The organism is Kocuria rosea (genome assembly GCF_023715525.1).
GTDB classification, from domain to species: domain Bacteria; phylum Actinomycetota; class Actinomycetes; order Actinomycetales; family Micrococcaceae; genus Kocuria; species Kocuria rosea_A.
This window is the reverse complement of the sequence record NZ_JAMBOG010000037.1, coordinates 1-18,141: the sequence shown is the minus strand read 5'-3', so window position 1 is coordinate 18,141 and position 18,141 is coordinate 1. Positions and strand designations below refer to the sequence as shown.

The 18,141-nt window shown below is 72.0% G+C and carries 19 protein-coding genes and 3 pseudogenes; 9 read left to right on the top strand and 13 right to left on the bottom strand.

The features are described from left to right. Positions 1-137: 137 nt before the first annotated feature. Positions 138-356, top strand: coding sequence for a hypothetical protein (locus M3185_RS16470; RefSeq protein WP_251334759.1), 219 nt, complete (start codon positions 138-140; stop codon positions 354-356). A 50-nt stretch (positions 357-406) separates the two neighbouring features. On the opposite strand, the gene M3185_RS16465 is transcribed toward M3185_RS16470, so the two are convergent. After that, positions 407-988, bottom strand: coding sequence for a hypothetical protein (locus tag M3185_RS16465; protein ID WP_251334758.1), 582 nt, complete (start codon positions 986-988; stop codon positions 407-409). Between the two features lie 306 nt (positions 989-1,294). Continuing rightward, the gene (locus tag M3185_RS16460; RefSeq protein ID WP_251334757.1) at positions 1,295-1,954 is read right to left on the bottom strand and encodes an arsenate-mycothiol transferase ArsC; all 660 of its coding nucleotides are present in this window, start codon (positions 1,952-1,954) and stop codon (positions 1,295-1,297) included. 540 nt (positions 1,955-2,494) lie between these two features. On the opposite strand from M3185_RS16460, the gene M3185_RS16455 reads away from it, so the two are divergent. After that, positions 2,495-2,743: a hypothetical protein gene (locus M3185_RS16455; protein ID WP_251334756.1), complete on the top strand. Its 249-nt coding sequence runs from the start codon at positions 2,495-2,497 to the stop codon at positions 2,741-2,743. Positions 2,744-3,981: 1,238 nt separating this feature from the next. On the opposite strand, the gene M3185_RS16450 is transcribed toward M3185_RS16455, so the two are convergent. From M3185_RS16450 to M3185_RS16440, 3 genes are read right to left on the bottom strand one after another with little or no spacing between them, the layout of a single operon-like run. Then, a complete protein-coding gene (locus M3185_RS16450) occupies positions 3,982-5,034 on the bottom strand; it encodes a LacI family DNA-binding transcriptional regulator (protein WP_251334755.1) in 1,053 nt (350 codons plus the stop codon). Then, the gene (locus M3185_RS16445) at positions 5,034-5,813 is read right to left on the bottom strand and encodes a TIM barrel protein (protein ID WP_251334754.1); all 780 of its coding nucleotides are present in this window, start codon (positions 5,811-5,813) and stop codon (positions 5,034-5,036) included. The genes M3185_RS16450 and M3185_RS16445 overlap by 1 nt, the downstream gene beginning before the upstream one ends. Next, complete coding sequence (locus tag M3185_RS16440; RefSeq protein WP_251334753.1) at positions 5,810-6,838, bottom strand: Gfo/Idh/MocA family oxidoreductase; 1,029 nt, start codon at positions 6,836-6,838, stop codon at positions 5,810-5,812. The genes M3185_RS16445 and M3185_RS16440 overlap by 4 nt, the downstream gene beginning before the upstream one ends. 333 nt (positions 6,839-7,171) lie before the next feature. Between M3185_RS16440 and M3185_RS16435 the strand changes: the two genes are divergently transcribed. After that, the gene (locus tag M3185_RS16435) at positions 7,172-7,462 is read left to right on the top strand and encodes a GntR family transcriptional regulator (RefSeq protein WP_251334752.1); all 291 of its coding nucleotides are present in this window, start codon (positions 7,172-7,174) and stop codon (positions 7,460-7,462) included. 224 nt (positions 7,463-7,686) lie between these two features. Next, on the top strand, positions 7,687-9,183 hold the full coding sequence (locus M3185_RS16430) for a sugar porter family MFS transporter (protein WP_251334751.1): 1,497 nt from the start codon (positions 7,687-7,689) through the stop codon (positions 9,181-9,183). A gap of 191 nt (positions 9,184-9,374) precedes the next feature. On the opposite strand, the gene M3185_RS16425 is transcribed toward M3185_RS16430, so the two are convergent. The 3 genes and pseudogenes from M3185_RS16425 to M3185_RS17595 form a co-directional block, all read right to left on the bottom strand. Then, a complete protein-coding gene (locus M3185_RS16425) occupies positions 9,375-10,331 on the bottom strand; it encodes an AraC family transcriptional regulator (protein ID WP_251334750.1) in 957 nt (318 codons plus the stop codon). Next, positions 10,328-11,047 (bottom strand): cation diffusion facilitator family transporter, encoded by a 720-nt coding sequence (locus M3185_RS16420; protein ID WP_251334749.1) that lies wholly within the window; start codon positions 11,045-11,047, stop codon positions 10,328-10,330. The genes M3185_RS16425 and M3185_RS16420 overlap by 4 nt, the downstream gene beginning before the upstream one ends. A 43-nt stretch (positions 11,048-11,090) precedes the next feature. Then, positions 11,091-11,162, bottom strand: a pseudogene (locus M3185_RS17595) (hypothetical protein); the annotation flags it as partial. Between the two features lie 272 nt (positions 11,163-11,434). On the opposite strand from M3185_RS17595, the gene M3185_RS16415 reads away from it, so the two are divergent. Beyond that, positions 11,435-11,821: an ArsR/SmtB family transcription factor gene (locus tag M3185_RS16415; RefSeq protein WP_251334748.1), complete on the top strand. Its 387-nt coding sequence runs from the start codon at positions 11,435-11,437 to the stop codon at positions 11,819-11,821. 78 nt (positions 11,822-11,899) lie between these two features. On the opposite strand, the gene M3185_RS16410 is transcribed toward M3185_RS16415, so the two are convergent. From M3185_RS16410 to M3185_RS16395, 4 genes are read right to left on the bottom strand one after another with little or no spacing between them, the layout of a single operon-like run. After that, complete coding sequence (locus M3185_RS16410) at positions 11,900-12,730, bottom strand: ABC transporter ATP-binding protein (protein ID WP_251334747.1); 831 nt, start codon at positions 12,728-12,730, stop codon at positions 11,900-11,902. Beyond that, positions 12,727-13,770, bottom strand: a complete 1,044-nt coding sequence (locus M3185_RS16405; protein WP_251334746.1) for a FecCD family ABC transporter permease — start codon at positions 13,768-13,770, stop codon at positions 12,727-12,729. The genes M3185_RS16410 and M3185_RS16405 overlap by 4 nt, the downstream gene beginning before the upstream one ends. Then, positions 13,767-14,702, bottom strand: a complete 936-nt coding sequence (locus M3185_RS16400) for a FecCD family ABC transporter permease (RefSeq protein ID WP_251334760.1) — start codon at positions 14,700-14,702, stop codon at positions 13,767-13,769. The genes M3185_RS16405 and M3185_RS16400 overlap by 4 nt, the downstream gene beginning before the upstream one ends. 57 nt (positions 14,703-14,759) lie before the next feature. Continuing rightward, positions 14,760-15,764: an iron-siderophore ABC transporter substrate-binding protein gene (locus M3185_RS16395; RefSeq protein WP_251334745.1), complete on the bottom strand. Its 1,005-nt coding sequence runs from the start codon at positions 15,762-15,764 to the stop codon at positions 14,760-14,762. Between the two features lie 404 nt (positions 15,765-16,168). On the opposite strand from M3185_RS16395, the pseudogene M3185_RS17590 reads away from it, so the two are divergent. The 4 genes and pseudogenes from M3185_RS17590 to M3185_RS16385 all read left to right on the top strand — a co-directional run. Continuing rightward, positions 16,169-16,507: pseudogene (locus M3185_RS17590) on the top strand (siderophore-interacting protein); the annotation flags it as partial. 107 nt (positions 16,508-16,614) lie between these two features. Then, positions 16,615-16,875 (top strand): annotated as a pseudogene (locus M3185_RS17585) (SIP domain-containing protein); the annotation flags it as partial. A gap of 165 nt (positions 16,876-17,040) precedes the next feature. After that, positions 17,041-17,226: a hypothetical protein gene (locus M3185_RS16390; protein WP_251334744.1), complete on the top strand. Its 186-nt coding sequence runs from the start codon at positions 17,041-17,043 to the stop codon at positions 17,224-17,226. A gap of 56 nt (positions 17,227-17,282) precedes the next feature. Then, the gene (locus M3185_RS16385) at positions 17,283-17,552 is read left to right on the top strand and encodes a hypothetical protein (RefSeq protein WP_251334743.1); all 270 of its coding nucleotides are present in this window, start codon (positions 17,283-17,285) and stop codon (positions 17,550-17,552) included. Positions 17,553-17,583: 31 nt separating this feature from the next. Here the strand turns inward: M3185_RS16385 and M3185_RS16380 are convergent, their stop codons facing one another. Continuing rightward, positions 17,584-17,895 carry a hypothetical protein gene (locus M3185_RS16380; protein WP_251334742.1) on the bottom strand — a complete coding sequence of 104 codons (312 nt, stop codon included), beginning with the start codon at positions 17,893-17,895 and terminating at the stop codon, positions 17,584-17,586. Positions 17,896-18,141 lie beyond the last annotated feature (246 nt).

Here is an 18,141-nt window from a genome sequence, read left to right as displayed (position 1 = left end):
TCGAGGGCCTCCTCGTCGGATGCGGAACCTAGACACTTCCACTCCAACGCAGGAGGCCCTCCTCATGCATCAACCAGCGCAGATAAGTCGCCGCACCTCAACCAACCACCCTGGGCAGTACACCTAGAATTCTCGGCGTGCCTCTTGACCTGCAGCTGACTCTGCTCAGCACCTTACTGTTGCTGGCCGCTGTCGTGTGGCCGATGTTCTTCGACGTCCGGCGCCGTGGCCGCCGCACCGGGGCCCGGTTCTCCGCGGCGACCCAGCCGATCACGGCCCACACCCTCGCCTTCGCCGGGTCGTCGGTGCTCACCGCCGCCGGAGTGGGGCTGCTGGTGGTCGCCGGCCTGGTCTGAGCCGACCGGCAGTGACAGCAGGCGCGGCCCCGGTCCGGGCGGGCCGTGGCTCAGTCGTGGCGGTCCCGGTGGAGGCCCTCCACGCGAGGACGGGTCAGCAGCTCGGTGGTGGTCGGCACCTGCAGATCGGGATGCTGGTGCAGCAGTGCGTTGGCGGCCCGGACCAGGCGGTCCCGTTCGCTCGTGGGCAGGCGCAAGCTGTCGTGCAGGTACGCCTCGATCTCGAGCTCGCCCAGCAATCCGCCGTGGCTGAGGTAGCGCAGCCACAGGCGGTGGTCCGTGCAACCGATGCGCCGCAGGGCGCGGCGCAGCAGGCGGGCTTGGTGTCGGCCCGCGGTGATCTCGTCCATCAGGGTGACCTCCGGGTCAGGGAACAACGGATGGGATAGCAGGACAAGCCAGGCGCCGGGCCGATCCGGCAGGTCGCCGGCGCGAGAAGGTACGAGGACGACGGGGGCTCGGTGAGTGGATCCGTGGCGGTCGATGTGCAGCACGTAGGCGACGAGGGCGCCGGGAACACCGAGGAGGAGCATCACCGCCGGGGCGTCGGTGGCCACCGCCAGCACCGCCACCGCCGGTGAGGCGCACAGGACGAAGACGCGTAGCCCGACACCCGTGGTGCGCTGCATCATCGCTCCTTTCCTCGATCCGCCCCGGCGATCCCCAGGAGAGGTCGGCTCGGTCCGTTGGTCGGCGGCGCGCTGGAGCACGCGGGTGTCCAGGGCTTCGGCCGGCTGCCCGCTCACGGCCCCCATGGGATGACCCGGCACTGCCGGTGACCGGCGTCGGACGCGTCTACTGGCCGACGTCTCGGACGTCGAGGCCGATCCTCTCGGCGGGCCGGCCGATCGGTTCTGCCGCTCAGGGCGCCGGGGCCGGTGCCGGGGAACCGCTGTGGGCGCGGCAGGGACCAAGCAGCGAGGCTCAGCCGGGGGGAGTCATCGGTGGAACTCGGGTGAGGAGGTGATCTCCACCCACAGGGCCTGGACGCGGTCGTCCAGGCCGGCCACCAGAGACCGGTCATCGTCCTCGGCAAGAAAATTCTCGTCGAGCGATCCCCCGATCGCCCTGGTCTGGACGATGGTGCCCGACGGCGTCAGCCCCAGGTCCTGCGGACCGATGGTGATGACCCAGTCGGCGGCCTGCACGAGATCCTCGGTGAGCGGCCGGGGGACGGGCGTGGCCCGGTCGATCCCGTACCGGGTCAGCACCCCCCTTGCGAACGGGTCCACTGCCGCTCCCGGGTCCACCCCGGCGGAGCGGGTGACGACCCCTGGCCCGGCGTGGTGAGCGAGCATGCCGGCGGCGATCTGGGCCGGGCCGGTGTCGTGGGCGTCCACGAACAGCACCTGCCGCACCGGTGCGGAGGCGCTGCCCTTGGCCCGGGCCAGCACGCGCAGCCGGTCCCCGGCCGCGTGCAGGGCCATGGGGCCCAGATAGGTCTGGATCCGGGCGGTGCGCGCCAGGGCCGCGTGGGCCTCGGCCACGCAGCGCTCGACCAGTTCCGGGAAGAACACCCCGGTGTAGCGGTGCGCCAACGGTTCGGCCGTCCGGTGCAGTATCCGCGGATCGCCGAGTTCGACGTTCTGTTCAGTCATGACCACTCCTCACCATCGCCCAGCCGGCACGAGCATCGTGGGCTCGCCGCAACCGGTTCTCGGCGCCCCCCATCACTCCCCGGTCCAGGGCAATCCTCTGCACGTTCCCCTGGTGGTGCACCACTTTCCGCCTGCAGGCATCGAGGTGACCCCTGGAGAGCATCCTCGCCTGCTGGACGTACTGCCAGTCTGATCGGGTCCGATGACGTCCTGGTGGCTGCTGAGTGGCCACCAGGTGTACACGGTCCCGGTGCCCGCACACTCACGCGTGCCTTCCCCGTGGCCTTCACCGGCCTCGGGCCGGCCGCCGTGCTGGCGCCGGGGTGGCGGTGAAGGGCCTGCGTGGGACGGCTCCGCGGCGATCCGGTGAACAGTGCCTGAACCACCCGCCAGGCGTGGCTCCTCCCGTGGCTGTCCGGGGTGCAATCCGGACATGTCCCTTCTCGCTCGTCGTGACGTCCTGCGCCCTACCGGGGTCGCCAGGGCGGCCGACACCGCCCTGCGGGACACCGGTTCCTACCACCTTCCAGGAGACACCCCATGACGACGCCTCAGCTGTCCCGCTACCGGATGCGCACCGACCGACCCGGGCTGAGGCTGCGAGCCGGTGAGATCGTCCTGGGCATCCCGTCCGAGCCGGCGCACCCGGGCATGGTCGCGCTGGTGCGGTGCGAGACGGACCGGCACAACCCCGGCACCGTGCTGCCTCTCCACGAACTCGAGCACATCGAGCTCACCGGCGAGACGCTCGGCCCCGGCTCGTGGGGCAGACCCGGCGTCCGCCCCTGAGCGCACCATGGCCCTCGACACCCGCGACATCGAGGGGATGGTTGCACCCACACCTGTGCTGGTACCGTCCCCAGCGGCCGGGAGACCGGCGATGCCGGTCGAGCACGCAACAGCACGGCACAGCAGAACTCCCGCCGACGACGAGCGGAGGCGCTGACCTCTGCGCTGCTGTCGATGCCCGGAGGATCCGTGGCCCGTCGGCTCATCAGGTGGTGGCCGCAGGGGCGTTGCGCTGTGCGACTCCCGCGGGGTCGGACGTCCGGCCGACAAGGGCTTCCTCCGTGACGTGGACCGACATGTCCGTCGGAACCACCAGCAGGGTGAGGCCGGAGACGACGTCGCCGGGAAGGTCGCCTGCGTGGGCGACCCGGCGCGGCCGGCCGCATCCACGCGCCCTGCCCGAGTAGGCAGTGCAGGTCCACCGCAGGTGTTCGACGAACAACGGTGCGGGACTCCGGCGTCCATGCTGCGGCCCGCCTGAGAGGTGCGATCACCATGGGGGTGGTGGGCCGCGGGTCCTGAACGGAGCGCGGGATCCGCGTCGAGCATCGGATCGAGCGGTCCGAAGCGTCCGGAGGTGTGGGGCGAGGATCGACGGCCGGATCGGGTGGCTCCCCCTGAGCTCACCGGTGCAGATCTGTCCCGGGGCTGCCCCGCAGCGCAGGGTCCGCGGGCGGACGGCTCGTCTGTTCCTCGGCGACGGCGATGACGCGCATGGTCCCCGCCGGGGTTCGATCGCGCCGGGAGCATCGAGACCGGGGTCCATTCCGCCGAGTCCGGCGTCGGAGCAACAGCGTGCACCTTGCCGGGGCCGTCCCGACTGCCCGCGTACCGAATCCGGTCGGGCCTCGGGCGGAGCGTCGGGTGAAGTCGAACCGGCAGCGGGCTGCAGTCCTCGGTGCGCACGAGTGGGTCTTCGGGCGCCGAGCCGATCCCCGGCGGGTCGGGGCGTCCGGTGCGCGACGGCACCTGGGTGGCCCGGCCCGGGTTCCAGCACGGTGAGCAGACCGTCGAGCAGTGGCTCACCACGTGACAGCATCCGCCCTCGGACAAGCGAGGAACCCCGGGGCGAGCAGGACAGCCGGGGCGTGCCCATCGACCGGCTTCAGCCCGGGACCCCGCCTGTTGCCGTCGAGGTTCCTGTGCGGGCATCGCCGCTCGGCGGAGGAATGCCGGCGTCCGCGGGAGCGCTGCGCGGCCGGGGTGTGGGCTTGCTGGTGCTGGACCTCGGGGGACGGTCAGGGGCCGGTGCGGAGGGGGCCTGTGCTGGTGCGGGCGACGAGCCGGGCGGGGAGCACGACGTGCCGGCCCGCCACGGGCGTGTCCTCCGCCGTGGTGGCGAGGCGGCGCAGGGCCAGGTCCACCGCGTTGCGGGCCAGCTCCCGGGGGTCCTGTGCCAGGGTGGTCAGTCTGATGTAGGGCAGGGCGGCTTGCTCGGAGTCGTCGAAGCCGACCACGGACAGCTCCTCGGGCACGGAGCGGCCCAGGGCACGGGCCTGGCCGACGACGCCGATGGCGCAGCGGTCGTTGAAGGCGATGACCGCGGTGGGGGCCGGGCCACGCCCCACGAGGCCGGTGAGGGCGGCGGCTCCCTCGGCCTCGGAGGCGCCACCGGACACGATGAGCGCGTGGTCGGTCAGGCCGGCTGCGGCCATGGCGTCCCGGTAGCCGACGCGGCGGCCTTGTCCGCCGGCCTCCCGGTCGGCGTCGATGTAGGCGATGCGCCGGTGGCCGAGACCGGTGAGGTGCTCCACGGCCAGCACCGCGCCCCGGTGGTCGTCGGTGGCCACGCTGTCGCAGGCCCGCGTGGTGAGGGCCCGGGTGACCGAGACCACGGGGAGCGTTGCGCCGATGCGCTCCAGCCGGTCCTGGGGCAGGGAGCTGCCGAGCAGGATCAGGGCCTCGCACCGGTCGCGCAGCAGGGCCTCCACCGCGGCGTCCTCGCCGCGGTGGGGGGTCACGGCGGAGAGGACCACGTCGTAGCCGTGCTCCTGGGCGGCCGCGTGGAGACCGTCCAGGATTTCTCCGTGGAAGGGCTGCACCGGCTCGAAGGCCACGCCGAGCAACCGGGAGCGCTCCTGGCGCAGCAGCCGGGCGCGTTCGTCGCGGCGGTAGCCCAGCTGCCCGGCCACGGCCAGCACGTGGGCGCGGGTCTCCTCGCTGGCCCCCGGCGCCCCCCGGAAGACGATCGACACCAAGGGCTGGGAGACCCCGGCCGCCCGGGCGACGTCGCGCATGGTGACGCGACGCCGCAACGGGCGCCCGGAGGCCTCCGGCGGATCAGCGGTCATCAGAGGGTGAAGGCATCGCGGAAGCGGGCCAGCGCGGCCTCGGGGTCGTCGGCGGCGAAGGCCTCCATCGCGATCACTCCTTCGTATCCGGTCTCGGCCAGGGCGGCGGCCACCTTCGGGTAGTGGATCTCCCCGGTGCCGGGCTCGCAGCGCCCGGGCACGTCGGCGACCTGGATCTCTCCAATATACGGAAGGGCGCGGGCGCACAGCTCCACGAGGTTTCCCTCGCCGATCTGGGCGTGGTAGAGGTCGAGGTTCAGGCGCAGGTGCGGGCTGTCCACGGCCGCCACCAGGGCCAGGGTGTCCTCGGCGCGGGCGAAGGGCACCCCGGGGTGGTCGAGGGCGGTGTTGAGGTTCTCCAGGGTGAACACCCGCCCGTGGCGTTCCCCCAGCCCCGCCAGCCGATCCAGGGTGCGGACGGCGGCCAGCCAGTCCGCCCCCGTCACCACCTCGTGGGCCACCACGGGCAGCCCCTGGGGGTCCAGACCGGTGCCGTGGACGTTGAGCCGGGGGCAGTCGATGACCTGCGCGGCCACCAGGGAGTCCTCGGCGGTGCGCAGCAGCTCCGCAGCCCCGTCCGGGTCCACGAGGGCCCCGCGCACGTAGCCGGTCATGGAACCGAACCGCGCCCCGGTGGCGGCCAGGGCCTGGAGGTCCTTGGTGGTCCAGTCCCAGATCTCGACCTCGAACCCCGCCTCGTGCACCCGCCGCACGCGCTGCTCGAACGGCAGGTCGCCGAAGAGCATCTCCGCGTTGGCCGCCAGGGTGAACCCGCTCACCGGGCGGCCCCCACGACGTCCAGGGCCACCGGTGCCCCGGTGCGGCAGGACTCGATGCAGCCCAGGGCGATGCGCAGGGCCTCGCGGGCCGCCTCGACGGCGGGTCCGTCCACCGGGGTCCCGAGGGCGGCGTCGGTGAAGGCCTGCAGCTCCGCGGTGTAGGCGCCGCGCATGGACTGGGTGTCGGCGCGCACCGTGTCGGCGGCCAGGCCCTCGGGCCCGTAGTAGCGCATGCTGGAGGCCGCCAGCTCGCCGGCGGTGACCATGCCGGCCGAGCCGAAGGCCTCGGCCCGGGTGTCGTACCCGTAGGCGGCCGAGAAGTTGGCCTCGGCGGTGGCGATCGCCCCGTTGTCGTAGCGGATCGTGACCACGGCGGTGTCCAGCAGCCCGGCGTCCCTGAAGTCGGGCGCCACCAGGGCGTCGGCCACCGCGTAGACCTGCACCGCCCGGGCCCCGGGGTTGAGGAAGTTCAGGGTGTCGAAGTCGTGGATCAGGGTCTCCAGGAAGATCGTCCACGGCGCCACCGCGCCCGGGTCGGCCAGTCCCGGGTCGCGGGTGACCGAGCGCAGCAGCTGCGGCGTGCCGATCCGCCCGGTCTCGATCGCGGTCCTCGCCTGGGGGAACCCGTCGGCGAAGCGGCGGTTGAAGCCGATCCGGAACAGCACCCCGTTCGTGTCCACGGCCTGGTGGATCCGCTCGATCTCCTCCAGGGTCATCCCGGCCGGCTTCTCGCAGAAGACGGCCTTGCCCGCGGCCGCGGCCCGTTCCACCAGCCCCGTGTGGAAGCGGGCCGGGGCGGTGATCACCACCGCCTCCACCGCCGGGTCGGCCAACAGCTGGGCCGGATCGGTGTAGGCGGCGGGCACGTGCAACGACTCGGCCAAACGGGCCGCGGCGCCGGCGACCGGATCGGCGATCGCGACCAGCCCGGCGTTGGGCACGGTGCGGGTGATCAGCTCGGCGTGGCTGGAACCGATCCGGCCGGCGCCGATCAGACCGACGTTCAGGGTGCGGGAATCAGGCACGGGTGCTCCTTCGAGAGAGGTCCGGGTGACGGAAGGGACGGTTCAGGACGTGTGACTTCCCATGTCCTGACAAACCGCTTGGCAGAAACACTAGTACGTATTAGTGTGATCGCCAACACAACGACACGGACGAGTTCGCAGCAGCGGGCGCAGGCGCGGACGCCCCGGCCCGAGGAGGAGACCTTTCATGAGTGCAGCACGTGCTTCCGCCGCACAGCGTCGCCGGCGGCGACCCCGGCTTGCGGCGGCGGTACCCGCATCCGCACCGGATCCCGCCGGCTGCACGTCCCCGAACGGGCAGCAGCCCACCTCCCGCCCTGCCGGAGGCATGTCATGACCGCGACCTGGTCCTGGTCGATCGACAAGAACTCTCCGGTGCCCCTCTACCACCAACTCGCTCTCGTCCTGGAGGGCGCTATCCGCACCGGGGCGCTGGCGCCCGGCACCCGGGTGGACGGCGAGCTGGAGCTGGCGGCCCGATTGCGCATCGCCCGCGTCACCGTGCGCCGCGCCATGCAGCATCTGGTCGATGCCGGTCTGGTGATACGCACGACGGGAGTCGGCACCTACGTCACGTCACCCCGCCAGTGGGCGCGCCCGCCGGCTCCTCCCGCCTTCCGATAGAGCTTCTGCGGCAGTCGCCCGCGCCCGGGGTGTGCCACCCAGCCGGGGCCACCGCGAGCTCACCGGAGGATTTCGGCGCACTCCACCTGCACGCACCCCGGCACCGTCCGGCGTCCTGCCTTCTCGACCGGATCGCGACGTCGAAGGCCCGCAGGATCCGTCCTGAGACCGGTGCTGTCCACGAGCCACAGACACTTCATCAAGTCATCGACAAAGGAGTTCACATGTCCCACACCTCCCCGGGCGACAGCCGGGTCGCCCTTCCACCGCTGACCGATGGGCCGCACCGGAAGCGGCTCGGACAGATCTCGGTCGTCGCCTGCCTGGGCGGGCTGCTGTTCGGCTACGACACGGGCGTGACGAACGGCGCCGAGGGGCCGATGGCTCAGGACCTGGGGCTGAATCTGATCCAGCTGGGCGTGGTGATCAGCTCGCTCATCTTCGCGGCGGCAGTCGGGGCCCTGTTCCTGGGCCGGATCTCGGATGCCTGGGGCCGGCGGAAGACGATCATCCTCCTGGCGGTGCTGTTCTTCGTCGGCACCCTGCTGGTGGTCTTCTCCCCGGCGTCGCCGCAGCCGGAGACGTTCTCCCTCACGGGGTTCGCGGTCCTGGTCTGCGGACGGATCATGATCGGCCTCGCCGTCGGCGGGGCCTCGACGGTGGTGCCGGTGTACCTGGCCGAGCTCGCCCCCTACGAGATCCGCGGGTCGATCACGGGCCGCAACGAGCTGGCGATCGTCTCCGGACAGCTGTCCGCCTTCGTCATGAACGCGATCATCGCCGTCACGCTCGGCGACGTCGTGGACGGGGTGTGGCGCATCATGTTCGCCGTCTCCGCGCTGCCGGCGATCGGATTGTTCATCGGCATGCTGCGCATGCCTGAATCCCCGCGCTGGCTGACGGAGAAGGGCCGGTACGACGACGCCCTGGCGGTGCTGGGGACGGTGCGCCCGGCCGAGCGCGCGCAGGCCGAGCTGGAGGAGATCGAGCGCGTCGCGGCCATGGAGATCGAGGCGCACCAGGTCGGGCTGAAAGCGGTGCTGACGAACAAGTGGCTGCTGCGGATCATCCTGATCGGCATCGGAGTGTCCATGACCCAGCAGCTGACCGGCATCAACTCCGTCATGTACTACGGCACCCGCATTCTGGAGGAGTCCGGGATGACAGCGCAGCAGGCGGTGCTCGCCAACATCGCCTTCGGGCTCGTGGCCGTGATCGGCGGACTCATCGCCCTGTACAACATGGACCGGCTCAACCGCCGCACCACGTTCATCATCGGCCTGTCCTTGACCACCACCTGCCACCTCCTGATCGGCGTTGCCGGCAACCTGCTGCCCGACGGCAGCCCGGCCCGCCCGATCGTGATCCTGATCCTCGTGGTCGCCTTCGTACTCTCGATGCAGACCTTCCTGAACATCGCCGTCTGGGTGTGGCTCGCCGAGATCTTCCCGCTGCACATGCGCGGACTGGGCATCGGCATCTCGGTGTTCTTCGGCTGGGCCATGAACGGTTTCGTCGCCCTGTACTTCCCCACCCTGGTGGGCACGGTCGGCATCTCGGGCACGTTCTTCCTCTTCGCCGGCATCGGCGTGCTGGCCCTGATCTTCGTCGCCACCCAGGTCCCCGAGACCCGGAACCGCTCCCTGGAAGACCTCGAGGAGGACGTCTCCACCGGAGCGATCTATCAGGTCGCCAGGCCCGCCGACGCCCACCAGTCCTGATCCCCACAGCGTGATCCCCCGACAACCGTGGGGCAGGTCGAAAGACCTGCCCCACGGTCGTCTCGCTCCGCGGGGTCCGTGAACCCGGCCGGGGCGGGCGGCGGTGGGGGTGAGGGGTTCGCAAGCGCTGTCCGCGTTCCCTGGTGTGGTTCGACGGGTTGGTGGTCGACGACGCGACCCCCGCGTGCCGCCTAGGAGTTCAGGGTCTCGGTCGGGGTGCATCCGTACTGGGCGCGATACTCCGTGGTGAACCGGGCGAGGTTGGGGAAGCCGCACCGGTGGGCGATCGCCGGCACGGTGTCCCCGTGGGCGGGGTCGGCCGCCACGAGGGCGTGGTGGGCGGCGTCCAGGCGTGCCGTGCGCAGATAGCCCCCCGGGGTGGTGCCCAGGTGCCGGCGGAAGGCGGTGACCAGCTGGTGGGCCGGGAGGCGGGCGGCCGTGGCGAGGTGGGCCAGGTCGACGGGCTCGCCCAGGTGCTCGTCGATGTAGGCGACTGCTCGGCGGACGGGGCCGGGCAGGTGCGTGGTGGTCTCCTCGGGGAGGTGGTGGTCGGTGAAGGTGCTAGGGAAGCTGTTGAGCAGTGCGGTGGCCACCCGGCGCTGGGCTTCGGCGCGGACGAGGGGCACCGCGACCGCGTCGGGATCGCTCAGGACCGCGCTCAGGTGGGCCACGGCGCGGGCCCAGTGGTCGGCGGCGGCCTGGTGACGGGGGCCGGTGCCGGTGAGCTGGAGCCGGAAGTTCTCCCGCTGCAGGAGCTCACCGGCGTAGTCCTGGGCCCAGGCGTGGTCCAGGGCCACGATGGTCAGATCGGTGGCCTCCATGGCCGAGGTGAACCGGTGCTGGGGCATCAGGTACGGGCCGGAGCCGAGACGGTGGTGCTCGCCCCTGGCGCGCACCGTCATGGACCCTCCGCTCACCTGGGCGATGTTGATCGCCTGCGGGGACTCCACGCCCATCCGCACCGTCGACCCCCGCCCCACCCGGGCCCGCCTGCACATCACCGGACCGGCCGCGGCCCAGGACACGGCCAGGCGGAAGCTCTCGTCGGCAGGTGCGTGGACCTGGGCGCGGCCGATGAGACGGTTCAGGGCCTCGGCTGCTTCCCCGGCGTCGGAGGTGGTGAAGCCACCGTGGTGGACGTCATTCACGACCTGGAGATCCTCCGGCTCGCGCGGGCGGGGACGACGTGGACGGTGGCCTGCTGCAGGTGCGGGACGTGCCGTCGCAGATGCTCGGCGGCGGTGTGGGCGAGGACGTGGCCGGCCTCGACACTGAGGGCGTCCTCGACGGCGATGTCCACATCGGCCTCCAGGCGGTGCCCGCTCCACCGTGCTCGTGCCTGGCCCACCGATTCCACTCCGGGCACGGCGGCGGCCGTGTGCTCGATCAGGTCCAGGGTTCCGGCTTCGACGCCGTCCATGAGACGGCGCACGACCGTGCGCGTCGAGCCGACCAGCACCGCGATGATCACCGCGGCGATGACCAGGCCGATGAGCGGGTCCACCCACGGGAGCCCGAGCCAGGCGCCGATCACGCCGAGCACCACCGCCAGGGAGGTCAGGGCGTCGGTGCGGGCGTGCTGGCCCTCGGCGACCAGGGCCGCCGAGCCGATGCGGCGCCCGGCCCGGATGCGGTAGCGGGCCACGACCTCGTTGCCGGCGGCGCCGACGGCGGCGGCGGCCAGGACCCAGCCGAGATGGGTGATGTCCTGCTGGGTGGTCAGCGCCCGCAGCGATTCCCAGACGATCAGCGCGGCCGAGACGGCGATCACCGCCCCGATCAGCAGGCCGACCAGGTCCTCGGCCCGCCGGAATCCGTAGCTGTAGGTCCGGGTGGGGGGCTCGGCGGCCGAGGCGGAAGGCAATGATCAGCGGGACCGTCGTGGCCAGGTGTCCGAGGTTGTGCAGGGTATCGGCGAGCAGGGCCACCGACCCGCTGAGCCAGACGATGACGACCTGCAGCACTGCCGTGGCGCCCATCCCGGCCAGGCTGATCCAGGCGGCGCGGATGCCGATGGAGCTGGCCTGCTCGGCGGTCTGGATGGCGTCGGTGTGGTCATGGCTGTGCGGGACCAGGGCGTGCTTGAGCCGGGTCCAGACTCCGTGGTGCTCATGCCCCTCGCCGTGGGAGTGGGAGCGGGAGTGCGAGTGGGCGGGGGAGCCGCCGTGTGCGTGGGTGGGCCGGACGTGCTTCACGCTGGAAGCGTATCTGCGTAGATACGCAGGTACAAATGCGCGGATAGCATGATGCCGTGCACGACGAGCCGGTCCACCCCGCCCCCGACGACGAGCATGCCCGGATTGCCGCGGAGACTTTCCGCATGCTCTCCGATGCGACCCGGGTGAAGATCCTGTGGGCGCTGTTCCGGGGCGAGTCCAGTGTGAACGCGCTGGCCGGACTGGTCGGCGCCGCGCCGGCGGCGGTGAGCCAGCACCTGGCCAAGCTGCGCCTGGCCGGGCTGGTCGAGAGCCGGCGGCAGGGCACCTTCGCCTACTACTGGGCCACCGACACGCACGTGAACAGGCTGCTGGTCGAGGCGCTCTCGCACGCCGAGCACGTCACCGGCGCCGCCCCGGCAGACGCCTCGCACCGCTTCCGCCCCGCAGGCGCGGGTCGCGACGGGGCGCGGACTCCATGAACTGCACCTTCCGGGCCGCCTGAGCACAGCATGCCCCTCCTTGCGGGCGGCCGAGCTGTCCGGCATGCCCCGTCGGGCTCAGCGGGACCGGGCTTCCGGCGGGGTGCGGTGCAGCTGGTAGTGCCGCCCGATGGGCAGCATGAGCGGTCTGCCCGAGGTCGGGTCGATGATGACCTGGCTCTCCAGGCCGAAGACGGCCCGGACGGTGTCCTCGGTGAGCACGACGTCCGGCGGTCCGGCCGCGTGGAGTCGGCCGGCGCTCAGGGCGATGAGGTGGTCGGTGTAGCGGGCGGCGAGGTTGAGGTCGTGCAGGACCATGACGATGGTGGTGCCGCGGGTGTGGTTGAGGTCGGTGAGCAGGTCGAGGACCTCGACCTGGTGGCTGACGTCCAGGAACGTGGTGGGCTCGTCCAGGAGCAGCAGGTCGGTCTGCTGGGCGAGGGCCATGGCGATCCACACGCGCTGGCGCTGTCCGCCGGAGAGCTCGTCGACGGAGCGCTCGGCCAGTGCCGCCGTGCCGGTGGCGTCCAGGGCGGCCGCGACCGCGTCGTCGTCCTCGGCGCTCCACCGGGAGAACAGGCCTTGGTGCGGGTGGCGGCCCCGGCCGACGAGGTCGGCCACGGTGATGCCCTCGGGGGCGATCGGCGATTGCGGCAGCAGCCCGAGCGTGCGGGCCAGCTGCCTGGCCGGCATCCGGTGCACGTCCTTGCCGTCGAGGATGACGCGGCCCGTGCGGGGGGCCAGGAGCCGGGACAGGGAGCGGAGCAGGGTGGACTTGCCGCAGGCGTTGGGACCGACGATGGCGGTGACCTGGCCCGGGGGGACGGAGAGGTCCAGATGGTCGATGACGGTGCGGTCGCCGTAGCCCAGGCTCAGGTTCTCGACCGTGAGACGGTGATCGGTGGTCAAAGGGAGCCTCCGGCGCGGTTGGTGCGGATGAGCAGGTAGATGAGATACGGCGCCCCCAGTACGCCGGTGACGACCCCGACCGGGTAGCGGGTGCCGAAGGCGAACTGGCCGCAGAGGTCGGCGACGAGCACGAGCAGAGCCCCGACCAGCGCCGAGGGCACCAGCAGGGAGGTGCCGGAGCCGACGATGCGGGCGGCGATGGGCCCGGAGAGGAAGGCGACGAAGGCGATGGGCCCGGCGGCGGCGGTGGCGAAGGCGATCAGCCCGACGGCGGCGACGATGACGACCAGCCGGGTGCGGCTCACCCGTACTCCCAGGGCGGCGGCGGTGTCGTCGCCCAGCTGGGTCATGGTCAGGTTGCGGGACTGGCTCAGCAGCAACGGGGTCAGGACTCCCAGGGCGATGAGCACGGGGACGACCTGTCCCCAGTCGGTGCCGTTGAGGCTGCCGGTCAGCCAGCGCATGGCTTCCTGCAGGTCCCACTGGCCGGCCTGGGAGAGGACGTAGGCGGTGACGCTCTCCAGCATCGCGGCGATACCGATGCCGATCAGGATCAGCCGGGTCCCGGCCACACCGTCCTTGTAGGACAGCGCGTAGATCAGCAGTGCGACGGCGAGGCCGGCGACGATCGCGAAGACGGACACGGCCGTGGCCCCCAGCGAAAGGACGATGATGGCGAAGGCGGCCGCGGCCCCGGCCCCGGCGCTGATCCCGATGATGTCCGGGCTGGCCAGCGGGTTGCGCAGCATGGTCTGGAAGGTGACCCCGCCCAGCCCGAAGCACAGCCCCACCAGGGCGGCCAGCACGGCCCGGGGCAGTCGCAGGCGCCCGACGGTGAACGTCGCCCCGGGCACCTCGTGCCCCAGGATCACCTGGAGGACCTCGACCGGGGAGTAGAAGCTCTGACCGACCATCAGGCTCGCCGCCAGCACGGCGACGATCAGGAGCAGGAGCACCGCGTGCACGCTGCGGGAACGACGGATCCGGCGGGCGCGGCCGCGCGTGACGGTGTCCCTGGTGGCGGTGGGCTGCGGGGTCACAGGGCGCGGACTTTCTGTCGTCGGACGATGTGGATGAAGAACGGGGCGCCGATCAGCGCGGTGATGATGCCCACCTCGATCTCGGCCGGGCGGGCCACGATGCGCCCGAGCACGTCGGCGGCGGTGAGCAGGGCGGCTCCGGCCAGGGCGGAGCAGGGCAGCAGCCGCCGGTGGTCCACCCCCACCAGCAGCCGGCAGGCATGGGGGACAACGAGGCCGACGAACCCGATCGGCCCCGTCACCGCGGTGGCCGCCCCGCACAGCACGACCGCCCCGAGGGCGGCCGCGGCCCGCGCCACGGCCACCCGCTCCCCGAGGCCGGCGGCGAGGTCGTCGCCCAGGGCCAGGGAGTTCAGCGCCCGGGCGGAGAGCAGACAGACGAGAAGCCCCGCCAGGAGGAACGGCAGCACCTGGTGGAGGCTGCCGGTGGTCCCCCCGCCGACCCCGCCGATCTGCCAGGAGCGCACCCCGTCGGCGATGTTCCCGCGCGGGAGCACCACCGCGCTGATCAGCGAGGTCAGCGCGGCCGACGTCGCAGCTCCGGCCAGGGCCAGTTTCAGCGGTGTCGCGCCACCGCGCCCGAGGGACCCGACGGCGTAGACGAGCACCGCGGTGATCCCGGCCCCGATGATCGCCACCCAGATGAAACCGGTGGCGGTGCTCAGCCCGAAGAACGCGATGCCGGCGACCACGGCCAGCGACGCCCCGGTGTTCACCCCCAGGATCCCGGGGTCGGCCAGCGGGTTGCGGGTCACGCCCTGCATCACGGCCCCGGACACGGCCAGGGCCGCACCGGCCAGGACCGCCAGCCACGTGCGGGGGATGCGCTTGGCGACGGCGGCCTGGTCGAAGCCCTCGGTCGAGCCGCCGAAGGCGGCGACGACATCGGGCCAGGCCACGTCGCGGGAGCCCACCGTCACCGAGGCCAGCATCAGCGCGATCAGGACGACGACCAGGGCCAGCGCCCAGGCGGCCTGCACCGGTGGCGGTCACCGGGCCCGGTCGGCGGCCTGGTCCAGCAGGGACAGGTAGTCCTCCAGGACCCAGGAGATGGACAGCGGCGTGGGGTTGGCCGCGGTGCCCAGCGGGTCGGTGCCGGGGAGGTTGACCACGGCGTCGTCGGCCACTGCCGGCATCTGCGACAGCAGCGGGTCCTTCTCCAGGGCGGTGACCAGCTCGTCCCCGCCGTAGGTGACGATGATGTCCACGTCGTCGAAGGCGTCGGCCTGTTCCGCGCTCTGGGTCAGGGAGAACTTGTCCGTGCCTGCCGAGGCCTCGGCGATGCTGCCCGGGGTGGTCAGTCCCAGGTCCTCGAAGAACATGGCCCGGGTGTCGTGGGTGGTGTAGAAGCTGACCTCGCTCAGGTCGATGCTGTCCACGTGGGTGAGGAACATCGCCGACCTGTCCCGGATCTGCGGGTGCGCGGCAACCGTGTCGGTGATCTCCTGCTCCAGGCCCGCGATCAGCTCCTGGCCCTCCTGGGTCATGCCCAGGGCCTGGCTGTTGAGCTCGATCATCTCCCGCCACGGGGTGCCCCAGGCCGTCTCGGGGTAGGCCACCACCGGGGCGATCTCGCTGAGGGTGTCGTAGTCCTCCTGGGTCAGCCCGGAGTATGCGGCCAGGATGACGTCGGGCTGGGTGTCGGCGACCGCTTCGAAGTCGATGCCGTCGGTCTCGTCGAACAGCACCGGGGTCTCCGCCCCCAGCTCCTCGAGCTTCTCGTCGACCCACGGCAGAACGCCGTCGCCGTTGTCGTCGCCGAAATTGGCTGCGGCCATCCCGACCGGCACCACGCCCAGGGCCAGGGGCACCTCGTGGTTGGCCCAGTTCACCGTGGCCACGCGCTCGGGCTTCGCCTCGATGGTCGTCGTCCCCAGCGCGTGCTCGATCGTGACCGGTGTCCAGTCGTCCCCGCTCGCCTCCGCGCCCTGGGTCGAGGAGGACGTCGAGCAGCCGGCGAGTCCGACGGCGAGCAGCATGGCCGCAGAGAGCATGGGGAGTCTGGCAGGGCGGGACATGGTGGCCTTTCGGTGGGGATTCGTGCAGCAGAGGGCGGGGTCGTGGAGGGCGTCGGGCGGGACGGGGCGTTGGCCCGGGAGGAGGACGTGCTGGGTCGTCATCGACCCGGCCCGGCCCCCGGGACGGGCTCGAGGAGCTGGCGAGCTGCCGCAGGCCGCCCCGCAGCGGGGGCGCAGGCGATCCGCCCCGGCGTGCTGCTCCCGTTGAGGGCTCATCACGGCGGACGGGGACACCCTCCCGGGGCGTCGACAGGACCGCCGGGCAGCAGGAGACTGCCCGGGTCGCGGGCAGCCTCCTGCCAGACGCCTGGCGAGGCAGAAGTAAGGGTGGCCTTACTTCCGCTGAACTGTAACACGGCCCCGAGCATTAGCTCACACCCCTGTGCGCTAATGGTGCCGGGTCGGCTTCGAGCCAGCGGGCAAGCAGGACGGGTGCCCGTTCCCTGCACCCGACGTGCACCCCCAGCCGGTGGCCGGCGTCCCGGTCCGGCTGGGCAGCTCGGTCGGCCCGCCCTCATGCGCTCCTCGGTGCTGCACCTCCACGTGCGGCAAGGCTTCGCCTGAGCCCTATCCTCCGGCGCGTCGTGGGGGCCGGGGAGGACCTGCAACGACGTCCCGACCACGGCTGCGACCACTGGTTCGGGCTGTTCTTCCCCACGCCCGACCAGGACAGGCCCATGCTGCCGACGATGACCGCGGACTCCTGGTGCCGGCCGTGGCTGGCGCACCCCGCGGCCACCGGGCTGGTCGACACCCCGGCCGCCCACTGGACGGTGCATGCCCGGCCGGGCAGCCACTGGGACTGCTCGACCAAGGGGCGGCGTTCATGCCCGCGAGCGGTCGCCGGCCGGTGCTGCTGGTCGGTGACGAGACGGCGGCGCCGGCCATCGAAGGAATCCTGCGGTCCCCGGACCCGCTCATGGACGGACGGGCCGTCATCGAAGTGCCCACCGGCGGCGACATCCGGTCCTGGGCACATCCAGCCGGGATCGAGGTGACGTGGACGCTGCGACAGCGCAGCGACCATCCCACCGGTTGCCCGGGCGAGGCGGCACTGCAGTACGTGGCATCCCACGCAGCCGTGCCGGACAACCGGAGCGGCTGGGGCGGTCGACGCAGAGCGTCCTCGCCGGCCCCGACCGGTCGCGGGGACGTGGCGCGGGGTGGCGGGTTGCAGCCCGGTGGGGACACGGGGGCACCGCCCACCCCGACGGGACCCACGGTCTTCGCCGTCACGGCGGACCTGGTCCAGATGGCAGCGGAGACCGCCCGCGAACGCGTCACCGGCTCGGCCGCCGAGCGCCGGGCCGCCGGGGCGACGGGCGGGCGGCGGCTGACCTTCACCGCCTCCCAGATCCGCAACGCGCTGCGGCGCTGCGCGGGCCGTGTGGGCAGCCCATCAAATGCGTGCGCTCGGACTGTGGCGGGGACCTGGTAGGTTCTCGCCATGTGCTCGTCGGCCTGTCCCGCTTCATGTCATCGGTGGGTGGATTCGTGAACGGACTCCGCCGGCCCATCAAGTGGCGCCAGGCGGTGGTGACCTTCGCCTGCGTCTACCCCACCAGCCTGCTGCTGTCGGCCGTGGTGCCGCAACTGACCAGCGGCTGGCCGCGGCCGCTGAGCACCGCGCTCACCGCAGCACTGCTCGTCGCGGCCCTCACCTGGATCCTGCTGCCGGTGAGCGGCAGGCTCACCAGGGGCTGGATCACCGGGTCCCGGCGCCGCCCCGGACAAGATGAACCGGGCGGCCCGGCGGAGTCCTAGGGGCAACCTCGTCCGGCCGGTGGTGTGCTGGTCACCCGATGCCCGGGAGTCGGGTGAGGATGGCGCAGGTGGCTTGGGCGAGGTCGGTGGGCATCTCCCGCAACTGGTCACAGAGGGCCTGCACCTGGTGAAGCTCCACGCTGCGGCCCTGGCTGTAACAGGTGATCAGGGTCCAGGCCACAGCCTGGGCGTAGCGGTCGCTGACCAGTTCGGCATGAACGGCGCAGAAACGCCTGATGGGTGCGTGGGCCAGCTGGGTCAGCGACTTCTCCCCTCCCTCGGCGTCCGGCACGAGGTGCACTGCACCGTAGGCGCAGTCGCCCGCTTGACAGCTCAGATCCATGAGCGGAACTGTCGCAGGAGCGCCTTCGAAGAACCTGATGCGGCCTCGGCAGCTCCTGATTCCCGTAGGGCGCCTGCGTCAGGGCAGGAGATCGGTCATGCCCTGGCCTGAGCGTGGTTGTGTCCCCGGTTGGGGGGTGGTCTCCCCACAAGTGCGGGTGGATTCCCTGGTCACAGGCGTTCACTATGGGAAACCTGATGGGTCTGGGGGGATCACATGGGCAGCAGTATGCGCAGCAGCCGGTCG